The organism is Caballeronia sp. KNU42 (assembly GCF_053760385.1).
On record NZ_CM132388.1, the window covers coordinates 946,242 to 967,310 of the forward strand.

The following is a 21,069-nucleotide window of genomic DNA, read 5'->3' on the forward strand; positions in this document are numbered from 1 at the left end:
TTCGTTGACCGGGAAACTCGTATTCGTCTCGATCGCGGTTAACCTGTTTCTCGTATCGGTTGCGATGGTCGTGATCTTGCTGACCTACTACCGGGACTTTGCCCGATTGATAGAATCGCGGGAGGAGTTGCGTTTGAGGCAGATTGAGACCCAGCGTCTCAGTGACGACAACTTCCGGCTCGCCAATCTCGACTCGTTGACGGGACTGCCGAATCGACGCGCATTCTTTGCCTGTCTGGATGGCGCCGGTCCATCCATGTTTCAGGACGGCCACGGTGCGGTGATCGGTCTGGTGGATCTTGACGGCTTCAAGCTGGTGAACGACGCCTATGGTCATGCCATGGGCGATTGGGTGCTGGCGGAAGTGGGACGCCGGTTGCAGCAATTCGAGGATTCGTCCGCCTTTCTGGCGCGCCTCGGAGGCGATGAGTTCGGTGTGTTGCTCCGCGGGGACCTTTCCAACGAGGACATCACCCATCGCGGAACTGAGATTTGCCGTGTACTGCGGCTGCCATACCATTTGCCCGATATGACCGCGCGGCTGTCCGCCTCGATCGGATTCGCCGTATCGCGAGACAGCATCGAACGCTTCGACGTGCTGTTTGAACGAGCCGACTACGCGTTATATAACGCCAAGCAGAATTCAAGGGGCAAGCCGGTCATATTCTCGACGGATCACGAAATCGAGTGGCGCAGATCGGGGCTGATTGAGCAAGCGCTGGCGCAAGCCGATCTCGAGAGCGAATTATCGCTGGATTTTCAGCCTATTGTTGAGCTGCCTGGTAAGCATATTTCGGGCTTCGAGGCGCTGGCGCGTTGGACTAACAGTACGCTCGGCATGGTGCCGCCCGCGGAGTTCATAAGGCGCGCGGAGCGATCGAATCGCATCCTGTTGATCAGCGATATTTTGCTGGAAAGAGCGCTTGAAAGTGCGAAGCGCTGGCCGGATCACGTGCGAATTTCGTTCAATCTGTCAACTCGCGATATCGCGTCCCTTGAAGCGACCAGGAGGATCGTCGAAATCATCTTGGCGAGCCACGTGCCTGCGCACCGAATCGAACTGGAAATTACAGAAACAGCGCTGGTGAGTGATTTCGACGTGGCGAGCGACTCACTTCGACTCCTCAAGCAACTCGGCGTCCATATTTCGCTTGACGACTTCGGCACAGGATTTTCGAGTCTGAGCTATGTGCACAGGCTCCCACTGGACAAGATCAAGATTGACAGAAGTTTCGTCGCCGATATTGCGACGAACATCACGAGTCAGAAAGTGGTGAAATCGGTCGTTGATCTATGTCGAAACCTGAATCTGGATTGCGTTGTCGAGGGTGTCGAGACAGAAGATCAGGTCCGTATCCTGAGTGACCTGGGTTGCCGGAAGATGCAAGGCTACTTGTTTGGCAGGCCCATGTCAGCCGATGAAGCAGTGTCGCTCCTTACCGAGGAATCGGAAACCTCAACGCTATTGTCCGCTTCAAGGGGCAACGCGATCTGCGTCGAGCAGTCACGGTGATGTGATGCAGAAGCGTCACGGCTCATCCCGCCAATCGCTCATCGGAATTTTACGGATAAAACAGCTCAAAGAGTGCGGACGGATTCCGGGTGAGTTCAGTGAATCGATGCCGCCCATGCCACGAAGGAAGTCTTCTTGGGGAACGTGGCGCTCGCGTTCGCACTAGACGCTTTCTGATAAGCGTCAAAGGGCGGAACAAACCCGAATCCCGTCCGTGTTATCGAGCGAGATGTGATCGCCAGGCTCGCAGGCGAAAACAGCCGCTCGTTGAGCAATGTGCAGAAACTGAAAAGCAAAGCATAAAAAACTGTTTGTCATCGTGGCACAAGACAGCCTCTAATAACAGGCTCGCTGCCAGGGTACCGGCATTACCGAAACGCGCCCGATGCCTGGTATTGCCCGAGCGGCATTCGCTTTATCAGGGCCTCATGGTTCGCCCGCGCCAAACAGCTCCATCCCGGAGCAGTTTTTTCATGCTTAATTTGGAACCGACATGGCTGACGTACCTTCTTCTCGCAACAGCTATGTCTCGTCGGGACAGATGCGCCCAAATATTTCGAAAGGCGCGCTCTACCGGTGGCTTTCCTGGCTCGTTCCCGCTCTGGCGCTGGTGCTTTGGGAGCTTGCCGCGCGCATCGGACTGATCTCCCCGCAGGTGCTCCCGGCCCCCAGCAACGTCGCTGAAACCGCGTTGGACCTGGCCAGGAACGGCGATCTTTTCGTTCATCTTGGCGTGTCGCTACTGCGTGCCTGCGCGGGCTTCGTCATCGGCGGCGCGATCGGCCTCGTGCTTGGCATCGCGGTCGGGTTCTCGCCGCTGGCACAAGCGCTTTTCGACCGTTCGATCCAGATGGTGCGCGCGGTTCCTTTCCTCGCGATGCTGCCGCTCGTCATCGTCTGGTTCGGCGTGGGCGAGGTTGCGAAAATTTTCCTGGTGGCGCTCGCTGTCCTGTTCCCCATCTATATCAACACCATGCTTGGCATCCGGCAGATCGATCCCAAGCTGATGGAGCTTGCCAAGGTAGTCGGGCTGGGCTGGAGCGCGATCGTACGGCGAATCATCCTGCCGGGAGCGATGCCGTCAATCCTCACGGGCGTACGTTATGCACTCGCTCACGCGTGGCTCGCGCTGGTCATCGCCGAGACGCTCGCCACCACGAAGGGGATCGGTTTCCTCGCCATGGACGCGCGCGAATTCCTGCAGACGAATGTCATTCTGCTGACCATGATCATCTACGCGATCATCGGCGTCGCGGCAGACGCGCTGGTGCGCTTCCTTGAGTCTCATCTCCTCTCATGGCACGCGAACTACGCCAAAGGAGAGCAAAAGTGACATCAAGCACTGTACTGTCCCGGGATTCCGATATTTCCGCACTTATCGAGGGCCATGCCGGCCAGTCTCCGCTGGCTGTATCGGTACGTGGCCTGCAGCGCCGCTATGGCTCGCGTGTTGTTATCGACGCGCTGGATCTCGACATTCACGAAGGCGAATTCGTCGCGCTCCTGGGTGAAAGCGGGTGTGGAAAGACTACGTTGCTGCGCGCGCTGGCCGGGCTCGATCTGCCTGATTCTGGGCGGATCCGTGCGCCCGCGCGCCCTTCCGTCGTGTTCCAGGAGCCTCGCCTGCTGCCCTGGGCGACGTTATCAGAGAACGTTGCACTCGGTCATGAAAGCACGGTTGGCCGGACCGGTGCGGCTCGAGCGCTCGCCGAAGTCGGGCTGTCCGGTCGCGAGGAGGACTGGCCGCGCAATCTCTCGGGCGGTCAAGCGCAACGCGTTGCGTTGGCGCGAGCCCTCGTTCCCGAACCCGCGCTTCTCCTGCTGGACGAACCGTTCGCGGCGCTCGACGCGCTCACGCGAATCAAGATGCACGGACTCGTCAAGGAACTCGTGGCGCGCCATCATCCTGGCGTGCTGCTTGTGACGCACGATGTGGACGAGGCGCTCACCCTCGCCGACAGGATTCTCGTCATGCGCTCGGGACGCATTGCCGCCTCCTTCCAACCCAAGAACCATACGCCGCAGGAACTGCGGTCAACACTGCTCGAAGAGCTCGGCGTTCAGTCTCACTGAGCGCTTTTCTGCATGACTCCAAGGACCTGACAAGGATGAACGATTCCTCACTGAGCCGCCGCCAACTGTTGCGCGCGGCGGGTGGACTGCTGGCCGGCGCAGCCGCAAGCAGCCTGTTTCCAGCCCAAGCAGCCGAACCGCGCAAGCTGACGCGCAACGCCGATACGGTTCGCATCGGCTGGGGCTACGGCAGCCTTCCGGACATTGCCAAGCAACGCGGCGTGTTCGAAAAGACACTCGCCGCGAAAGGCATCAAGGTCGAATGGGTCGGACCGTTTCCGAATCACGCGCCGTCGATTCAGGCAGTGGTGGGCGGCAGCGCGGATTTCGGTTTCTGGGGATCGACGACACCCGCATTGGCCGCGATGCTGGCCGGCTCACCGATCGTCTTCAATGCATTCGACGTCTATTCGCCTCGCTCGACCGCCATCATCGTGAAGAAATCGAGCGGCATCAATTCGGTCGCCGATCTGGCGGGGCGCAAGGTCGCCGTCAACCGGTCGGGGCTTGGCGAATTCCTGTTGATCGCCGCACTGGAAAAGAACCATGTGGACCGCAGCAAGGTCGAGTTCGTCTACCTCAATCCTCCCGATGCGGCGCCTGCCTTTGCGCAAGGCATAGTCGATGCATGGTCGATGTGGTCCCCCGCGGTCGACATCTCGCGCTATTCGAACGACGCAAAGGACATCTTCAACGAGGGACGCGACCTCGATTTCCTGATCGACTACAGCTCGCTCGTGACACGCCGGAAATTCACCGAAGAGAATTCCGAGCTGATTCGCGCGGTGATCGACGCGTACACCGTCGAAGGCGCGTGGCAATCGGCACACTCCGCCGAATCCGAGCTGCTCGCACAGAAGGAAGCCAAATATCCGGATCAGGTACGCGACTATCTGACTAGTCTCAAGCGCGTGAATCAATTCCACGAACCCGACGACGCCGCTTTCATCGCACAGTTCCAACGCGCCGCCGACTGGCTCGCGGAACGCAAGATCATCCACTCGCGCATCAACGTCGCGGATTACAGCATCAAGGTTTGACGGGCAATGAACAATCCCACTCACTTCCAGAGGCGGCATGAGCATGTCTGAGACGACGATTGACCACGGCGGTCCCAGGCTCGTCTCGCCATTGTCCGCATCGCTTGGTTTCTCCGGGACCATCACGGATATCGCGTCGACCGCGGCCGCGCGGGAGCGGGAACATCGCCTGCCGCACGAAGAGATCGCGCGACTCAAGGCGCTCGGGTTCGGCGCGCTGCGCCTGCCATCCGATGCGGGCGGCCAGGGTCTCTCGTTGAGCGAACTTCTCGTCGTAGCGCGCGATATCGCCGCGGCGGACTCAAACATCGCCCATGCTTTTCGCAATCATCTATGGCAGGTCGAAGCGTCTCTCAGACGGCGCGATCATCCCTTCCATGCGCACGTCCTCGATCTGACGAGGCAGAAGAAAACGGTCGGACTCAGTTTTGTCGAAACCGATGCAGTGGCGGCCGGCGCGCGTCCAAGCCAGGTGCTGAGCAGGCTCGAATGGGACGAAAACCGGCATGTCTACGTCGGATCAGGTGTGAAGGTTTATGCGACCGGCAACCTCTATAACGATGCATTCGTTGGTGTCGCTGTAGAAAGCCGCGAGGGCCGTACCGTGCAATATGTGCTCGATCGCGGCGAAGGCGTCGGCAACGATGACGACTGGCAAGGATTCGGCCAGCGCCTGACAGGCTCAGGTACGGCGAAATTTAATGCGGTGAGCGTGCCCGCCGCGCAGATCTATCCGGCTGACCCACCGAGGACCGACGAGGCGGCGCCTTGGGGATTCACCTTTCATCAGGTCTACCTGAGCAACTGCATCGCAGGCATCGCACGGCGTGTGACATTGGACGCGGTAGAGGTCTTACGTTCACGCGGGCGCAATTTCTATCATGGCGAAGCCGCGCATCCCACCGAAGAGCCCGTGTTACAGGCGTTGCTTGGCCGAATCCGCGCTTACGCGGCGAGCGTCGAAGCGACGGTGGATCGTGCGATCGAAGCGCTGCAACGTGCGTGGGACAGCTATGGAACGCGCGATGAGTACGAGACCACGCTTGCCGCCACGCTCTCGGCGTCGGAAGCGAAGGTCGTGATCGACGACCTCGCTCCGCAGATCGCCACCTGGCTGATCGATCTGGGATCAGGCTCGGTCGTCTCGCGCGTGGGCGCGCTGGACCGGCACTGGCGCAACATCAAGGTGATTGCTTCGCACAACCCACGCCTCTACAAGGAGCGCCTGCTTGGGCAGAACCTGCTGAGCGGACAGCTTCCGCCGACAGGCGCGTTCTTCTGATCGAGGCCCGCTTGAGCGCGTTGCATGAAGTGGCGCCCGCCTTCGCTTGCGTAGTTTCAGGTCAGAGATTCAGGTCAGACGCAGATCACAATGCAGTTGTCACCCGTTCCGAACCAAAAGCGTCAGTCCGCCTGGGCGGCGTCAGAAAAACCGTTTGAAACCCATGCAAGATCATGGGTAACAACGTGTTATTTTGAGCCCCATGAAATCATCAGACCGGCACGCGCCCGACGGGTCACATTCGAAAGCAACCCAGGCTGTCGAAAGTACATCGACGGGTAACGTCTGGGTATTGATCGCCGCGATCCTTGGCTCCAGCCTGGCATTCATTGACGGCACGGTCGTCAACATCGCGCTGCCGGCAATACAGAGTGGACTTCACGCGAGCTCGAAAGACCTCCAGTGGGTGGTCGAGGCGTATGCGTTGTCGCTGGCATCGCTGCTGCTCGTCGGAGGTTCGTTCGGCGATAGCTACGGCAGGAAAATGGTCTTCCTGTTCGGTACGGTTTTATTCGCGATCGGATCGGCGTGGTGCGCGTTCGCTGGATCCATCGAAGGACTGATCGCTGCCCGGACGGTCCAGGGAATCGGCGCCGCCTTCCTCGTGCCCGGCAGCCTGTCGCTCATCAGCTCGGCCTATCCGCCCAGCACGCGCGGGCGCGCGATCGGCACCTGGTCGGGATCCACCGCGATGATGGGCGCAGGAGGCCCCGTGCTTGGCGGCTGGATGGTCGAACACTTTTCGTGGCGATCGGTATTCGTGCTCAACCTGCCGTTGGCGGTGGTCGTTGTGGGCATCACGCTATGGCGGGTCGACGAGAGCAAAAACGAAAAACTCGATGCAGCGCTGGACTGGCCAGGGGCGTTATTTGCATCGATAGGACTCGGCGGGATCACGTACGCACTCATCGAGGCTTCTGACAAAGCGTCGGGCATTCTGGTGGCTGCGACGGTCGGCGTGATGGCACTCGTTGCCTTCCTGATTCGCGAAGCTAGATGCCCCGCTCCGATGGTGCCATTGGCACTCTTCAGGTCGCACACATTTGCGGGTGCAAACCTGATTACGTTCTTTCTCTACTCCGGACTTGGGGGAATACTTTATTTCCTGCCGTTCACGCTTATTCAGATCCATCATTATTCAGCGGCTGAGGCCGGAGCCGCGCTATTGCCGTTGATCCTGATTATCTTCGTGCTTTCACGATGGACGGGCGGACTGGTCGCAACCTATGGCGCGAGAGCGCCGCTCACCGTGGGCTCCATCATCGTCGCGGCGGGATTTGCGCTTCTGGCATGGCCCGGAGTGAGCGGTTCGTACTTAAAGACCTTCTTCGCGCCAGTCGTCGTGCTGGGCCTGGGCATGGCGATTTGCGTCGCCCCGCTCACCACATCAGTCATGAACGCCGTTCCGGAGAATCAGTCGGGAGTCGCATCCGGTGTGAACAACGCAATATCTCGCGTCGCCGGACTTCTCGCCGTAGCGGTCTTCGGCCTGGTTCTATCGGTGCTATTTAATAAATCGCTCGATGCGCGCCTGTTGCCACTCGGCCTCTCTCAAGCCATGCAACTGCAGGTGAACGAGCAGCGCGCGCTTCTCGGTGCAGCGGTCAATCCCGACGCCCGCGTCATGGAGGCCACGCGCGAGTCATTTGTCTTCGGGTTCCGCGTGATCGTGCTAATTGCATCGGGTCTTGCGCTTGCGAGCGCCATCAGCGCATGGTTTCTGCTTGACCATGACACGAAGCATCGCAAGGCTTGAAAACTTGACGGCCGTGGGTCTCGAAAGGCTGTCCAATCTCGCCAGCGTTGCGCACGATCGTGCCGAGGCAAGCAAGCACCCTCTGCGATATAGCGGTGAGCTATCAGTGGCATTGCACGAATCTAATTCTGCTGATCGTCACACGCGCCTATATTCAACTGGAGTAGGCTTGCCAACGCAAGCAGCGCTCGTTCAATGTACGCTACGAGAGTGTTTGCCAGAGTAATAGGATGGCGCTTCCGGTGATCAACAGTAAAAGTCCACCACGGCATTTCCTGGCAGACCACCGGGCACGGCGTCATCAATTTCGTGCAGGATGAAGGCTAGACGCCCTTAAAACAAGTAGTGGGTCCGTCCTCTCAAGGAGACAACGCATGTCAAATGACGCAAAGTGCCCGTTCAATCATGCCGCCGGCGGCGGCACGACGAACCGAGACTGGTGGCCGAAACAACTGCGGGTGGACCTGCTCAGCCAGCACTCCGGTAAATCCAACCCCCTGGGCAACAGCTTCAATTATGCCGAGGCTTTCAAGAGCCTTGACCTGGCTGCAGTCAAGAAGGACCTCGCGGCGCTGATGACCGATTCGCAAGACTGGTGGCCGGCGGACTTCGGCCACTACGGCCCGCTCTTTATCCGCATGGCCTGGCACAGTGCGGGCACGTACCGCATCGGCGACGGCCGCGGCGGCGCCGGGCGCGGCCAGCAGCGTTTCGCGCCGCTCAACAGCTGGCCGGACAATGTCAGCCTGGATAAAGCCCGCCGCCTGCTCTGGCCGATCAAGCAGAAGTATGGCCAGAAGATTTCCTGGGCTGACCTGTTGATCCTCACCGGCAATGTCGCGCTGGAAACTATGGGCTTCAAGACCTTCGGGTTCGCCGGTGGCCGCGAGGACACATGGGAGCCGGATCAGGACGTCTACTGGGGCAACGAAAAGACCTGGCTGGGCGGCGACGTCCGTTACGGCAAGGGTGCCGCCGGCAAGGACAACGACGGTGGCGTGATCGTCGCCGATGAAGAAAAGCACGGCGAAGAAGCCAGCCGCACCGATGCCGGACGCAACCTGGAAAATCCGCTGGGCGCTGTGCAGATGGGCCTGATCTACGTAAATCCGGAAGGCCCCGACGGCAATCCGGACCCGGTTGCTGCGGCGCACGATATCCGCGAAACGTTCGCGCGCATGGCCATGAACGACGAGGAAACCGTTGCGCTGATCGCCGGTGGCCACACCTTTGGCAAGACGCACGGAGCCGGTCCTGCTGACAATGTGGGTCCCGAGCCCGAATCGGCCGATGTCGAGAATCAGGGACTGGGCTGGAAGAACAGTTTCGGCAGCGGCAAGGGCAGCGACACGATCACGAGCGGCCTGGAAGTCACCTGGACCAGCACGCCGACGCAATGGAGCAACGGTTTCTTCGAGAACCTCTTCGGCCACGAATGGGAACTGACGAAGAGCCCCGCCGGCGCCAACCAGTGGGTCGCCAAGGACAGCGCCGAAACGATCCCGCACGCTTACGATGCGTCGAAGAAGCAGCGGCCGACAATGCTCACCACCGATCTCTCGCTGCGCCTCGACCCTGCCTACGAGAAGATCTCGCGGCGCTTCTGGGAACATCCTGATCAGTTGGCCGACGCCTTCGCCCGCGCCTGGTTCAAGCTGACGCACCGCGACATGGGACCGCGCGTGCGCTACCTCGGCGCGGAAGTGCCGGCCGAAGAGCTGCTGTGGCAGGACCCCATTCCGGCGGTGGACCATCCTCTGGTCGCAGAAGCGGATGTCGCTTCGCTCAAGGAGAAGGTCCTGGCGTCAGGGCTGTCCGTCTCGGAGCTGGTGTCGACCGCCTGGGCGTCGGCGTCTACCTTCCGTGGCTCCGACAAGCGCGGCGGCGCCAATGGCGCACGCATTCGTCTCGCGCCGCAAAAGGATTGGGAGGTCAACCAGCCTGCGCAACTGTCGAAGGTGCTGAAGGCTCTCGAAGGCATCCAGGGCGAGTTCAACGGCGCACAGTCCGGCGGCAAGAAGATTTCGCTGGCCGACCTGATTGTGCTGGCTGGGAGCGCCGGTATCGAGCTGGCGGCGAAAAACGCCGGCCATCAGGTCACCGTGCCGTTCACGCCCGGTCGCGCGGACGCCTTGCAGGAACAGACCGACGTGGAATCCGTCGCGGCGCTCGAACCGGTTGCCGATGGCTTCCGCAATTACCTGTCGGGCAAGGTCAAGGCTCGGCCGGAGGCTTTGCTGATCGATAAGGCGCAGTTGCTGACCTTGACCGCCCCGGAGCTGACGGTGCTGATCGGCGGCTTGCGTGCCTTGAACGTCAACGCGGGGAAAAGTCCGCATGGCGTATTCACTCACCAACCGGAAACGCTGACTAACGACTTTTTCCGCAACCTGCTCGACATGGACACGGAATGGCTGCCGGTTTCATCGGCTCGGGACGCGTTCGAGGGGCGTAACCGCAAGACCGGCGAGAGGAAGTGGACCGGCACCGCGGTCGATCTGATCTTCGGTGCGCATTCCCAGCTCCGGGCCCTGAGTGAAGTCTATGCAACCGAGGACGCGCAGGAAAAATTCGTCAACGACTTCGTCGCAGCCTGGGTGAAGGTGATGAATCTCGACAGGTTCGACCTCGCCTAAGGGGTCGCATCACCCCCGTCAGGGCTCTTGTCCTGACGGGGATTCATTGCATTGAAGCCACGACTTCGTCGGTATTGACCACGCCGTGCGCGAGAAACGCGTAGTTGATCATCGCCGCCTTGTACCCGTCGCCCCAGACCGGATGACGCGGTCCTGCAGTGGCATCGCTGACAACAAAAACCTCGAATCCCTGTTCGAGCAAATCACGCAGATGTGACTCCACGCACATGTTCGCAAGCATGCCTCCCAGTACCACCCTCCTCACTCCGCGCTTGCGCAGTTGCAGGACGAGATCGTTGGTCTGCGGTCCGAACACCTTGTGCGGACTGACAACGATTGTCTCGCCGTCGTTGATGTAGGGCTTGAAGACGTCGAGCCAGTCAGCGCCGGAGCCTTCGAAGCCGTCCAGACTCAACCCGCCGCTGCGCGCAAACGTACCGGTGGCGAATTCATCCGTCTCCAACGGTCCATTGAATTTCCAGGCGCGATCCGTAGGAAAAAAGTAGTGCGGCGATATAAAGACCGCGAGCCTCGCGGACTTTGCCGCCTTGAAGATTCGCAGCATGTTTTCTACCGTCTTATTCTCTGTCACGCTTGCTCCGACCGCGCCCCAGTTCTTGCCTTCCTTACTTAAGACATCGACTTGCGGGTCGATGAAAACCACGGCTGTCTCGGTTCGATCAAAGATCATTCGGACCTCCAATAAAGTACCTGAAGGCTCACCGGCTTTCCTTGACCCGAGCCTCTTCGATCAGATTAGGAGATGGAGGCCCCGAAAGCAACGACGGACCGAGGGTTCTCGATGCCGCATGACGGCAACCCATACGATGTTCGATTTTATTAACAAGCCAATGATTAAAAGCCGACTCGACCGATGGGATCAGACTGCAAATCGAGTCGCGCGCGAAACGTTCTATGAGAGCGCCGTTCGTCAGTGCGCAATTCAATCGGCAGAGTCTCGTTTAGCTACCATTAGTTATCCTTGCGAGTTGTGTTCCTTCGCATCAGATAGCTATCCATGATCCAGCCGTTCGCCTTTCGCGCTTCCGCGCGAATCCGTTCGATATCTCCGACTACATCCTTGAGTTTTCCGGACACCAGAATCTCGTCCGGCGTGCCGATATAAGCACCCCAGTAGATATCGATATCCTGATCGGCGAAACGTTTGTAGGCGCCTTCAGCATCCAGCATCACCACCACGCTGTCGACGTTGTCCGGAAAACCCTCCGCTATGCGCCTCCCCGTTGTTATCCCGATCGACTCTCCAATGCGGTTCAACGGTATCTTGTGCTGTGCGGCCAAAGCCTGGATGCTGCTTATTCCCGGGATCACTTCAAACACGAGATCGTGACCGCCCTCCCTGATGATCGAGTCGACGATCCGGATGGTGCTGTCGTAAAGCGCGGGGTCGCCCCATGTCAGGAACGCCCCGCATTCTCCATCGGACAACTCTTCGGAGATAAGTCGTTCGAAGACGGCCTGCTTGTCGTCATTGAGATCCTCGACGCTCGCCCGATAATTCACGGCGTCTCGTACTCGCTCGGGACTGGTTGCTTCGGCGAAGCGATAGTCACTGCCCTTAATGAAGCGGCGGCAAATTTCCTTGCGCAACGCAATCAGCTTTTCCTTGGCGATGCCCTTGTCCATCACGAAGAAAACATCGACTTCGTTAAGCGCGTTGACGGCCTGAATCGTCACATAGTCGGGGTTGCCGGCGCCGATACCAATGATCAGGATTCGCTTCATAAATGGACTCGCAGGGTCATGGCGACACGTAATCAGAAAGTGTAAGCGACCTTGCCGAATGCCGTCCGGCCCAACGTGTTGTAACCGTATGCGGTGACGTACTGCCGGTTAAAGAGGTTCGACAGATTGACGGACACGGTGAGATGCGAATTGACCTTGTACGCGGCGCGCAGCGCAACGGTTGTGTACGACGGCAGGTACGTCGCGTTGAACTGGTCGTCATAGGTCGATCCGCCGTAAAGCAGCGAGAGACCCGTGCTCAGCGCATGCAGGTGGAACTCGTCCCACGTGTGATCGATGTTCAGGCTGACGGTCTGGCGCGGACGGCGGTTGAGCCACGTCTGATCAGTCACGTCCTGCGGGTTCAAGATGCCGATCGCGAGACTGACCGGTGTCGAGTTGCCAAGCGTGCCCTTGTACGACAGGTCGATACCCTGAATATGCGCGTGACCTACGTTCACAGGGAGAGAGGTCACCGAGTCGTAAGTGACGAGGTCATGCACGCGGGTGTCATAGACAGCGGCCGTAAAGGTGCCGAAGGAGGTGGTGGCATCGAGTGCTGCCTCGACCGTATCGCTGCGCTCAGGCTGCAGGTTCGGGTTCGCGTAACCCGGATAGTACAGGTCGTTGAAAGTCGGCAGGCGGAAGGCGTTGCCATACGAAATTCGCGCCGTATAAACCGGCGTAATTGCATAAGCGACGGCGACATTACCCGTATTCACCGACTGGCCCTGGATGATCTCGTGGCGCCCTGCAAGAAACACCGTCAACGCGCCCAGCGTGACCGACTGATGGAGCGATACGGCTGAATCGTTGCGCGTCGGCACGCCCATGGGGATGTCGACCGGCAGGAAGGCTTGCTCGCGGGTGAAGTCGTAAGCAAGCTTGGTCTCACCCGACAGTGGCAGACTGAAGAGCGAGCGTCCGCGTTCCTGATGGGTCAGCGAGGTCGACGTGCTGAAGCGCGTGGAGTCGATTTCGTCGGTCGGAATGGCCGGGTTGTTGGCATAGAGGAACTGCCGGTCCGTCGCGTAGCCGACAGACTGGTCAAACTGCGTGAACGGCGTGATGTCCAGATGAAACGCTACGCCCGTCGTCAACTGATGATCGAGCTGCCGGTCATCGCCGCCGGCATTATCGTAGGACAGGTCGGACCGGTGATATAGAGCGAATGTTGAGATCGACCAGTTGTCATGCGCATAGCCTAGACGCGCATCCACGTCCTGAGCATGGTACGGATTGCGGCCATCCTCGTGCCCGTAAGCCCAGGGCTGGGTCGCATCGATTCCCGCGGTATTGTAGTCGTGCAGACCCAGCGAATAGGTCAGCCCGGCCAGAGCCGAGAGCGGACCCGTGGACGAAATGCTGCCTGACGTGCGGACCTGCGTATCGAAGGTTTTGTTCGAACCGCCGCCTGTTGAGATCGTGGTTTGGTTAGGCTGATTTGCCGCACGGTTCGTGAAGAGCTGCACGACGCCACCCACTGCATCCGCGCCGAACGAGGCAGCCGCCGGTCCTGAGATAACCTCGACGCGGTCGAAGGCCGAGGTCGGCAGATCGGCCCACGCGGCTTGGCCCGTGGTCGCAGAACCCACGCGGATACCGTCGATGAACACCGCGACCTGACTGCCCGATGAACCGCGGATGCTGACGGAGGCTAAAGAGCCAGGGCCGCCGTTTTGTGAAATGGTGACGCCCGGCAGCGTTGCGAGGGCTTGCGTGATGCTCGGGTCGATAGGCGACAGACGATCGAGATCCGCGCGGGTGAGGACTTGTGTGGACGCGTAGCGTTGATCGAACGACTGCGGCAGATGCTGCGTATCGCCGGTGACAAGAATATTCGGCAGCGTGGCGGCCGACGGAAGCTGCTCCGGCTGCGGCAACGATGAGTCATCCGCGGCCTGTGCAACCTGCCATGCCGAAACCGTCAACGCAGAGGTGAGGATGAAATGACGGAACTTCATACGGGGAACGCCTTGTTATTGGAAGATTGGATGACAGGCCGCGAGCGCAAACGCAGCGTGTCGATGTTGGATTTTGTGGAAACGCCACCGCCCTGAGGCTCGTTCCGACAGGCAAGATCAACCCGCGAACGCACGCAGCGGCCAAGCCGCTTTTTACTTACGATGAGTTCTGTCGCCAAGCAGATGCACCCCACATCGCGGATGCTGGTCCAGGCAAAAGGCGGACGTCCCGCCTCCCCTGCGCAATCAATCACGCCGCAAGGGGCGGCCGAATTCACTTATGCGGGGTCTTGTACACCGACGCCGGCCAAGCCGTCCACTCGAGGGGATGCGGCTCCGGCAGTGAGCCAGGATGGCGGGCAGTATCGGCTATCGGTCATGTGGATGTCTCCCGGGGAGTGCGCGCCCCAAAGTCAGAAAAGGGATATACGACGCCGAGGTCTGACTTCCGGTTCGTGCTGAACCGATCACAGTGGCGCGACCGTGCTGGATTTGCACCAGCTTCCACGAGTCGTATGCGCGCATTTTACTTCCGAATCCCCGTCCGACACTATCAAGCCAGTGCTTCCGATGATCTGCCGGCACGCTGCGGCAGCGCGAGAGCATGTGCGTTGCATAGCGTGCACTTGCGCAGCGCCCGCCTTCATTTCGCTTACCGTTCCCGACATTGGAGAACGCAGTATCGGCTTCCCCAGATCAGCCGGAAACGATCCGGGGAAGAGCGATCGAAGCGACCTTACCGTCCTGAGCGCAGGCAGGGAGAAGATAATTTCATAAGAACATGTTTGAACATGTTTCGTACAGGTCAAGCCGAAATGAAATTAGAATTTATGGAACATGCCAATCGAGACGCCGTGCGGATTCGCGCCCGGGTAAGCCAGCGGCAAGCCCGAATTCGCGGAACCCGCCAGCGTATACGACGCCTGATTATGATTGGTCAGATAAGAAACAGTGCCGTACACGCTGGTATTTTTAGAAAGATCATACTGGGCCATGGCGGCAATCTGATTTGCATTATCGGCAGCGGCGGTTTTATCGTGCAATGCGGTATAGCCTAACGCGACAAACACGGCAGGCGTGAATTGATATTTTCCGGAAATACCATAAACGTTGACATTCAAATTAATGTCGGGCCATCTGCTGGCGGCCCAGCCGGCATAAATCGTGGCCTTCTGGATGGTGTAGGAGGCGCCGGCCTCAACGGCGGTATCGGTTGAAGAATTGGTGGCGTTCTTCACGGCCTGCCATGCCACGGTGGCGGCGATCGGCCCGCTGTTGTATTGGAGATCCGCCTGATAGCTCGAACCCGCCGAGCGCAATCCGCCGGCATCGCCAAACCCGGCATAGACGCCCGCCTGCAAGCCTGCTATGACCGGCGACTGGTACGACACGGTATTGCTCGTGCGCACAACGTAGGTCATCAAGTTGCTGAACCCGGACGCCTGGGTCGCGGCTCCGAATGCATCCAGATAACCCTGGTCGTAAAAGACTGGCGAGTTCTGGCGGCCCAATCTCACTTCGCCCCAGTTACCCGATAAACCCAACCACGCTTGCCGGTTGAACATCTGGCCAGTGGAAGCGAATGTGCCATCGTTTGGATTAAAACCGTTCTCGAGTTGAAAATTGACTTTATTGCCATCGCCAATATCCTCGGAGCCTTTTAATCCAAAACGACTAGCCCATTCGGAACTTGATCCGATGGCCGCCGTGTAGTGATTGCCAGTATTAACATACTGAAAGAACTCATCCACGATACCGTAAAGCGTCACACCAGAATCCGCGTGAGCATAACTACACGACAACAACGCCGCACATGCAGCGTATCGACCCAGCTTCATAGACCCCCCGGTAATAAAAATAACGGACGTGCTACGGCAATGAACAAGCCGCCCTACCTATCCGTTATAAAAAGTACATGTATGAACAGGCTCGAAATGTAGATTGCCATTTTTTCGCAGTCAAGCAATTTGCACCTAGGGGAAAATGCTTAGATGACGGCGAGGCTCAGCGCGTGCAGCGCCTTCGGGATTGCAAACCGAGCCCGTCAATCGGCATGCTTTGGAGATCCGGCAAAGGCGATTCGCCGCCACGCGCCCGAGCCGGTCCTCTGGTAACGTATCCAGCCGAAGCGCCTCCGCTGATGAGCCCACCGCATGAAGACGATTCCCCTGTCGGCCGCCCGTACCCTGCATCTGATAGCCCAAGGCTTGCTTGCGCCGCCGCGCCGCAAGGCGACAAAAGCAGACGTGCTTGGCGCAATTCGCCGCATGGCGCAGTTGCAGATCGATACCATCCACGTGGTCGCTCGCAGTCCTTATCTTGTGTTATTCAGCCGCCTTGGCGACTATCAGCCGCAATGGCTCGACGAGCATCTGGCCGAGGGCTCCCTGTTCGAATACTGGTCGCATGAGGCCTGCCTCGTGCCCATAGAAGACTACGGACTGTTGCGTCACCGGATGCTTGATCCTGTCGGGATGGGCTGGAAATACGCGGCAGACTGGCATGCAAAGTATCGCGACGACATCGAGCAGCTGCTCGAGCGCATTCGTGCGACCGGTCCGATTCGTTCAGCGGACTTCGCTCGCGAAGGCGGTAATGGCGCCGGCTGGTGGGATTGGAAACCAGAGAAACGTCACCTGGAAGTGCTGTTCGCGACCGGCGAACTGATGGTCGCGGAACGACGCAATTTTCATCGGATCTACGATGTGACCGAGCGCGTGCTGCCGCACTGGAATGACGCGCGTGACCTGCCACCCGCCGAAGCGGTCCCGCAGGAACTGCTCAAGCGCGCCTGCCGCGCGCTCGGCATCGTCCGTGCCGACTGGGTAGCGGACTACTACCGCATGCCGCGCCGTCCGTACACCTCGGCGCTACATGAACTGGCCGATGCCGGCGAGTTGATACCCGTGCAAGTCGATGACTGGAAGGCAGATGCGTTCGTGCACCGTGACCTCGCGGACAAGCTCGACGATGTAGCCGCCGGCCGCCTTGCTTCCACGGTGACCACGGTGCTGTCGCCGTTTGATCCGGTTGTATGGGACCGCAAGCGCGCGAGCACGTTGTTCGGCTTCGACTACGTGATCGAGTGTTATACGCCCGCCGTAAAACGCAAGTACGGTTACTTCGTACTCCCCATCTTGCATCGTGGGCGCCTGATCGGACGGGTCGATGCGAAAGCGCATCGTACGCAAGGTATTTTCGAACTCAAGTCGCTGCATATCGAGCCGGGCGTACGGGTTGGCACAGGCTTGACGGCTGACCTGCGCAAGGCTTTGCAGCGTTGTGCGGGCTGGCATAAAACGCCGCAGCTGGCGGCCGGCGCAGGCGTTCCCGCAGCGCTCGCCGCCGCATTGACCGGCGGGTCGTGACCGGCGCGGCAACGTATTTTCAAGCGTCCGTTCTATGAAGACTAGATCGCGTCCAGCGGGCGATTCGCATCGGCATCGACGCAACATACCAGCACTTCCGCGTCGTCCTTGCTGGTGGTCACATACACGTGTCCGACCGCACTATCGAAGTAAAGACTGTCGCCGGGTTCAAGCGTGAACGCCTTGCCATCCTCGAAACGCAACTCCACCGAGCCGCCGAGCACAAACACAAACTCTTCGCCCGCATGGCGGATATATTCCGGAAAATCCGCTACATCCCTCGCACGGATATGCGCGCGCATCGGCACCATGCGCTTGCCGGTCAGGTCGCTCGCCAGCATGCCGTACTCGTAGTTCGGCGTGTCGTAGATCACCTGCTTGCCCGACGCCGTGAAAGAAGGTGTCATCGGTCGTACGGTCACCTTGGGCAACGGCCGCGTGCGCCCGAAAATGGCGTCGAACTCAAGCTGCAGGGAATGTGCGAGCGCGGCGAACTTGTCGTAGGTCAGCGCAATGTCCCCGCGTTCGGCCTTCGAAATGGTCGACACGGCGATCCCCGATCGCTGCGATAACTCCATCAGCGTCAACCCTTTCGCCTTGCGAGCTTCACGGATGCACGCTCCGACCGTCTTGTGATCCAGGGCCGGCGGCGCATCGCGTTTCACTGTTCTTGCCCTTGCAACACCCGCTTTCGCCATCGGTTTGCCTTTGTAGCTGCGCTCGAAATTTTTGTCGATTTTTATCGGATACGAGAATTTCAGAGGATTTTATTTTTTCTCGTATATGATAACTCACGTCGCTTTCGCCAATATTGAAGGACGCTGATCGTGTCAACACTCGCACTGAGCAGGGCCGGTTTGTCGAAGACGCATGTCATTGCCGCGACGACGCTCGGCACGGCGCTCGAGTTCTACGACTTCACCATCTACAGCTTTTTTGCGATCCAGATCGGCCAGCTTTTCTTCCCGGGCGCGTCGCCGGTCAACCAGTTCCTGTTATCGATCGGCGTGTTCGGCGTCGGTTTTGTCGTGCGGCCGCTGGGCGGCATCGTGATTGGCGCGTATGCGGATCGCGTGGGCCGCAAGAAGGCGATGGTCCTCACCATCATGATGATGGCGCTGAGCTGCGCGATGATCGCTTGCGCCCCGCCCTACGCCGTCGCGGGCATGGCGGCGCCGTTGATCGTGCTGGCTGCACGGCTGATCCAGGGCTTCGCGGCGGGCGGTGAGTTCGGACCGGGCACGACGTTGCTGGTCGAGTATGCAACCGACCAGACGCGCGCCTTCTTCGCGAGCTGGAACTTTGCGGCAACGGCGCTTGGCCTCGCACTCGGCGCGCTGGTCGCCACGCTCGTGAACGTTGCGTTGCCGAAGCAGGCCGTGCTCGAGTGGGGCTGGCGCCTGCCGTTCCTGCTCGGGATTATCGCGGCGCCTGCCGGCATGCTGATACGCCGGCGCCTGGAAGAAACGCTGGTCCACAGCACACCTGGCGCCCCTGGTGCGCCTCGTCCTCAAGGCGCGTTGAAAGCTGCGCTGACCACGCACCTGAAGCTGACGATACTCGGCACCTTCGCCGAGCTCGGCGGGTCCGTGTCGGTGTACATCACGGCGTTTTTCCTGCCGAGCCATGCGGTTCGTGCGCTGCATCTTTCGCAGACGGCGGCGGTGACATCGGGCGTCGTCAGTTCGCTGGTTCTCTTCGTGGCCGCGCCGCTGGCCGGCAAGCTCGCCGACCGCTTCACCCGCAAGCGCGTGCTCGTGATCTCGCGTGTCATCATGTTGCTGGCCGTCTACCCCGCGTTTGCGTTCCTCGGCAACAACCCTTCGATGACCGCTCTATGCATCGTGTCGGGCTTGCTCGCGGTGTTCGTCGCCGGCCAGATCGTGCCGGTCCTCGTGATGATCCCCGAGCTGTTTCCGAAGCATGTGAGGGCAACGGGTATTGCGTTGACCTACGTGGTGAGCGCATCGTTTTTCGGCGGCTTCTCGCCGTTCATCGCGAGCTGGCTGGTCGCGCGAACCGGCAACCCGCTCGCACCGGCATGGTATGTCGCCGCGGCCTGCGCGATCTCGCTCGTGCCGGTAATCTGGCTCAAGGACCGCACCGGCCAGACACTTGCGTGAATCTGGAAGCGCCATGCTTCCATGGTTAAGGAGACTTCATGAGTCACAACACTGAACTGATCACCCGATCCGCCGTTGAACTGCGCCGCATGATCGGCTCGAAAGAGATATCGCCGGTCGAGTTGCTCGAAGCCTGCATCGAACGGATCGAGGCCATCAATCCGGCGGTGAACGCGGTCACGGCAACCTGCTACCCCGAAGCGCGCATCGCGGCTAAAGCCGCCGAGCGCCAGGTCTTGAACGGAGAACCACTCGGCTTGCTGCACGGTTTGCCGCTTGGCGTGAAGGACCTGGAAGATACAGCAGGGCTTCTCACGACCTACGGCTCGCCGATGTCCCGCGGCAATGTCCCGGCACGCGATGTCCTGCTCGTCGAACGCCTGCGCGCAGCGGGCGCGATCCTCGTCGCCAAGACCAACGTACCGGAACTCGGCGCGGGCGCGAACACACGCAACCCGGTGTGGGGCGCGACCGGCAACCCGTTCAATCCCGAGCTCAATGCAGGCGGTTCGTCGGGTGGCGCAGCGGCCGCGCTGGCCTGCGACATGCTGCCGGTCTGCACCGGTTCCGACACCGGCGGCTCGCTTCGCATACCCGCATCGAAATGCGGCGTGGTCGGCTTCCGGCCATCGCCCGGACTCGTGCCGAACTCACGCAAGCTGCTGGGCTGGACACCTATATCAGTGGTCGGTCCCATGGGCAGGACCGTTGCCGAAGCCTGTCTGCAACTCGCTGCGACCGCGGGCATGTCGGCGACCGATCCGCTTGGCTACGAGTCCGACAGCTTGAGTTTCGCCGTGCCGCAAGCGCTTGACCTGAGCACGTTGCGCATCGGCTGGACGGAGGATTTCGACAGTTGCGACGTCGATGAAAACATCCGCCAGATCTTTCGCGAGCGCATTGCAGCGCTCAAGCCAATGGTCCATACCTGCGAGCCGTTAAGCTTCGATCTCGGCGATGTCCACCGTTGCTTCGACGTGATCCGTGCGGAGAGTTTCGTTGCGGGCTTACGTGACGCTTATGCGCGCGACCCGAACTCGCTCGGACCCAACACCCGGGCGAATTACGAACTGGGTGCAAGCATGACGCTTGCCGACAGCGCCTGGGCGCAAGCCGAGCAGACCCGCATCTTCAAGCGTTTCCAATCTGCATTCGCCGAGTACGACGTGATCCTCTCGCCGACCACGCCGGTCTCGCCGTTCCCGTGGCAGGAGTTGTATGCAGCGCAGATCGGCGGACGGGCGCAGGAGAATTATTATCGATGGCTGGCGCTCACCTACGTGGTCACGCTGACCACGCATCCTGCCATCTCCATACCATGCGGCGTCGATCACGCCGGCATGCCGTTCGGATTGCAGATCGTCGGGCCGTTTCATGGCGATCACAAGACGCTCGCCGTCGCTCACGCGCTTGAACAAGCCTTCGAAACTTCGCCGGTTCTACGCCGTCCGCGGCCCGATTTATCGAAGCTGACGCAGCCGACGGTATCGCTGAAATCGATCGTCACTGCGCCGCCCATTTTCAATACCACCGGTGATAACACCACCGGCACATCGGCCGTCTAAATC

At 59.9% G+C, this 21,069-nt stretch carries 15 protein-coding genes and 1 riboswitch; of the genes, 10 read left to right on the top strand and 5 right to left on the bottom strand.

Annotated features, from left to right (window positions below; translation table 11 throughout):
* The first annotated feature begins 70 nt into the window (after nt 1–70).
* The 7 genes from ACSOSP_RS04205 (at nt 71) to katG (ending at nt 10,300) form a co-directional block, all read left to right on the top strand.
* Nucleotides 71–1,513 (top strand): putative bifunctional diguanylate cyclase/phosphodiesterase, encoded by a 1,443-nt coding sequence (locus tag ACSOSP_RS04205; protein ID WP_455309718.1) that lies wholly within the window; start codon nt 71–73, stop codon nt 1,511–1,513.
* A 493-nt stretch (nt 1,514–2,006) separates the two neighbouring features.
* The gene (locus ACSOSP_RS04210) at nt 2,007–2,846 is read left to right on the top strand and encodes an ABC transporter permease (protein WP_455309719.1); all 840 of its coding nucleotides are present in this window, start codon (nt 2,007–2,009) and stop codon (nt 2,844–2,846) included.
* A gap of 14 nt (nt 2,847–2,860) precedes the next feature.
* Nucleotides 2,861–3,586 (top strand): ABC transporter ATP-binding protein, encoded by a 726-nt coding sequence (locus tag ACSOSP_RS04215; RefSeq protein WP_455310843.1) that lies wholly within the window; start codon nt 2,861–2,863, stop codon nt 3,584–3,586.
* A gap of 35 nt (nt 3,587–3,621) precedes the next feature.
* Complete coding sequence (locus ACSOSP_RS04220; RefSeq protein WP_455309720.1) at nt 3,622–4,626, top strand: NrtA/SsuA/CpmA family ABC transporter substrate-binding protein; 1,005 nt, start codon at nt 3,622–3,624, stop codon at nt 4,624–4,626.
* Between the two features lie 43 nt (nt 4,627–4,669).
* The gene (locus ACSOSP_RS04225; RefSeq protein ID WP_455309721.1) at nt 4,670–5,908 is read left to right on the top strand and encodes an acyl-CoA dehydrogenase family protein; all 1,239 of its coding nucleotides are present in this window, start codon (nt 4,670–4,672) and stop codon (nt 5,906–5,908) included.
* 202 nt (nt 5,909–6,110) lie between these two features.
* Nucleotides 6,111–7,664 carry an MFS transporter gene (locus ACSOSP_RS04230; protein ID WP_455309722.1) on the top strand — a complete coding sequence of 518 codons (1,554 nt, stop codon included), beginning with the start codon at nt 6,111–6,113 and terminating at the stop codon, nt 7,662–7,664.
* Between the two features lie 374 nt (nt 7,665–8,038).
* Nucleotides 8,039–10,300: a catalase/peroxidase HPI gene (gene katG / locus ACSOSP_RS04235; RefSeq protein ID WP_455309723.1), complete on the top strand. Its 2,262-nt coding sequence runs from the start codon at nt 8,039–8,041 to the stop codon at nt 10,298–10,300.
* 43 nt (nt 10,301–10,343) lie between these two features.
* Here katG and ACSOSP_RS04240 read toward each other — a convergent pair whose 3' ends face one another.
* The 4 genes from ACSOSP_RS04240 to ACSOSP_RS04255 form a co-directional block, all read right to left on the bottom strand.
* On the bottom strand, nt 10,344–10,991 hold the full coding sequence (locus ACSOSP_RS04240; RefSeq protein ID WP_031364306.1) for a cysteine hydrolase: 648 nt from the start codon (nt 10,989–10,991) through the stop codon (nt 10,344–10,346).
* Nucleotides 10,992–11,272: 281 nt separating this feature from the next.
* Complete coding sequence (cobF, locus tag ACSOSP_RS04245; RefSeq protein WP_455309724.1) at nt 11,273–12,046, bottom strand: precorrin-6A synthase (deacetylating); 774 nt, start codon at nt 12,044–12,046, stop codon at nt 11,273–11,275.
* Nucleotides 12,047–12,078: 32 nt separating this feature from the next.
* Entirely contained in the window at nt 12,079–14,010 is a 1,932-nt protein-coding gene (locus ACSOSP_RS04250; RefSeq protein ID WP_455309725.1) for a TonB-dependent receptor domain-containing protein, read from the bottom strand.
* A 426-nt stretch (nt 14,011–14,436) separates the two neighbouring features.
* Nucleotides 14,437–14,527: riboswitch (adenosylcobalamin (AdoCbl) riboswitch) on the bottom strand.
* A gap of 304 nt (nt 14,528–14,831) precedes the next feature.
* Complete coding sequence (locus ACSOSP_RS04255; RefSeq protein ID WP_455309726.1) at nt 14,832–15,848, bottom strand: porin; 1,017 nt, start codon at nt 15,846–15,848, stop codon at nt 14,832–14,834.
* A gap of 315 nt (nt 15,849–16,163) precedes the next feature.
* Between ACSOSP_RS04255 and ACSOSP_RS04260 the strand changes: the two genes are divergently transcribed.
* A complete protein-coding gene (locus ACSOSP_RS04260; protein ID WP_455309727.1) occupies nt 16,164–17,378 on the top strand; it encodes a winged helix-turn-helix domain-containing protein in 1,215 nt (404 codons plus the stop codon).
* 41 nt (nt 17,379–17,419) lie between these two features.
* Here ACSOSP_RS04260 and ACSOSP_RS04265 read toward each other — a convergent pair whose 3' ends face one another.
* Nucleotides 17,420–18,076 (bottom strand): helix-turn-helix domain-containing protein, encoded by a 657-nt coding sequence (locus tag ACSOSP_RS04265; protein ID WP_455309728.1) that lies wholly within the window; start codon nt 18,074–18,076, stop codon nt 17,420–17,422.
* 129 nt (nt 18,077–18,205) lie between these two features.
* On the opposite strand from ACSOSP_RS04265, the gene ACSOSP_RS04270 reads away from it, so the two are divergent.
* On the top strand, nt 18,206–19,501 hold the full coding sequence (locus tag ACSOSP_RS04270; protein WP_455309729.1) for an MFS transporter: 1,296 nt from the start codon (nt 18,206–18,208) through the stop codon (nt 19,499–19,501).
* A 38-nt stretch (nt 19,502–19,539) separates the two neighbouring features.
* A complete protein-coding gene (locus ACSOSP_RS04275) occupies nt 19,540–21,066 on the top strand; it encodes an amidase (RefSeq protein WP_455309730.1) in 1,527 nt (508 codons plus the stop codon).
* Nucleotides 21,067–21,069: the final 3 nt, after the last annotated feature.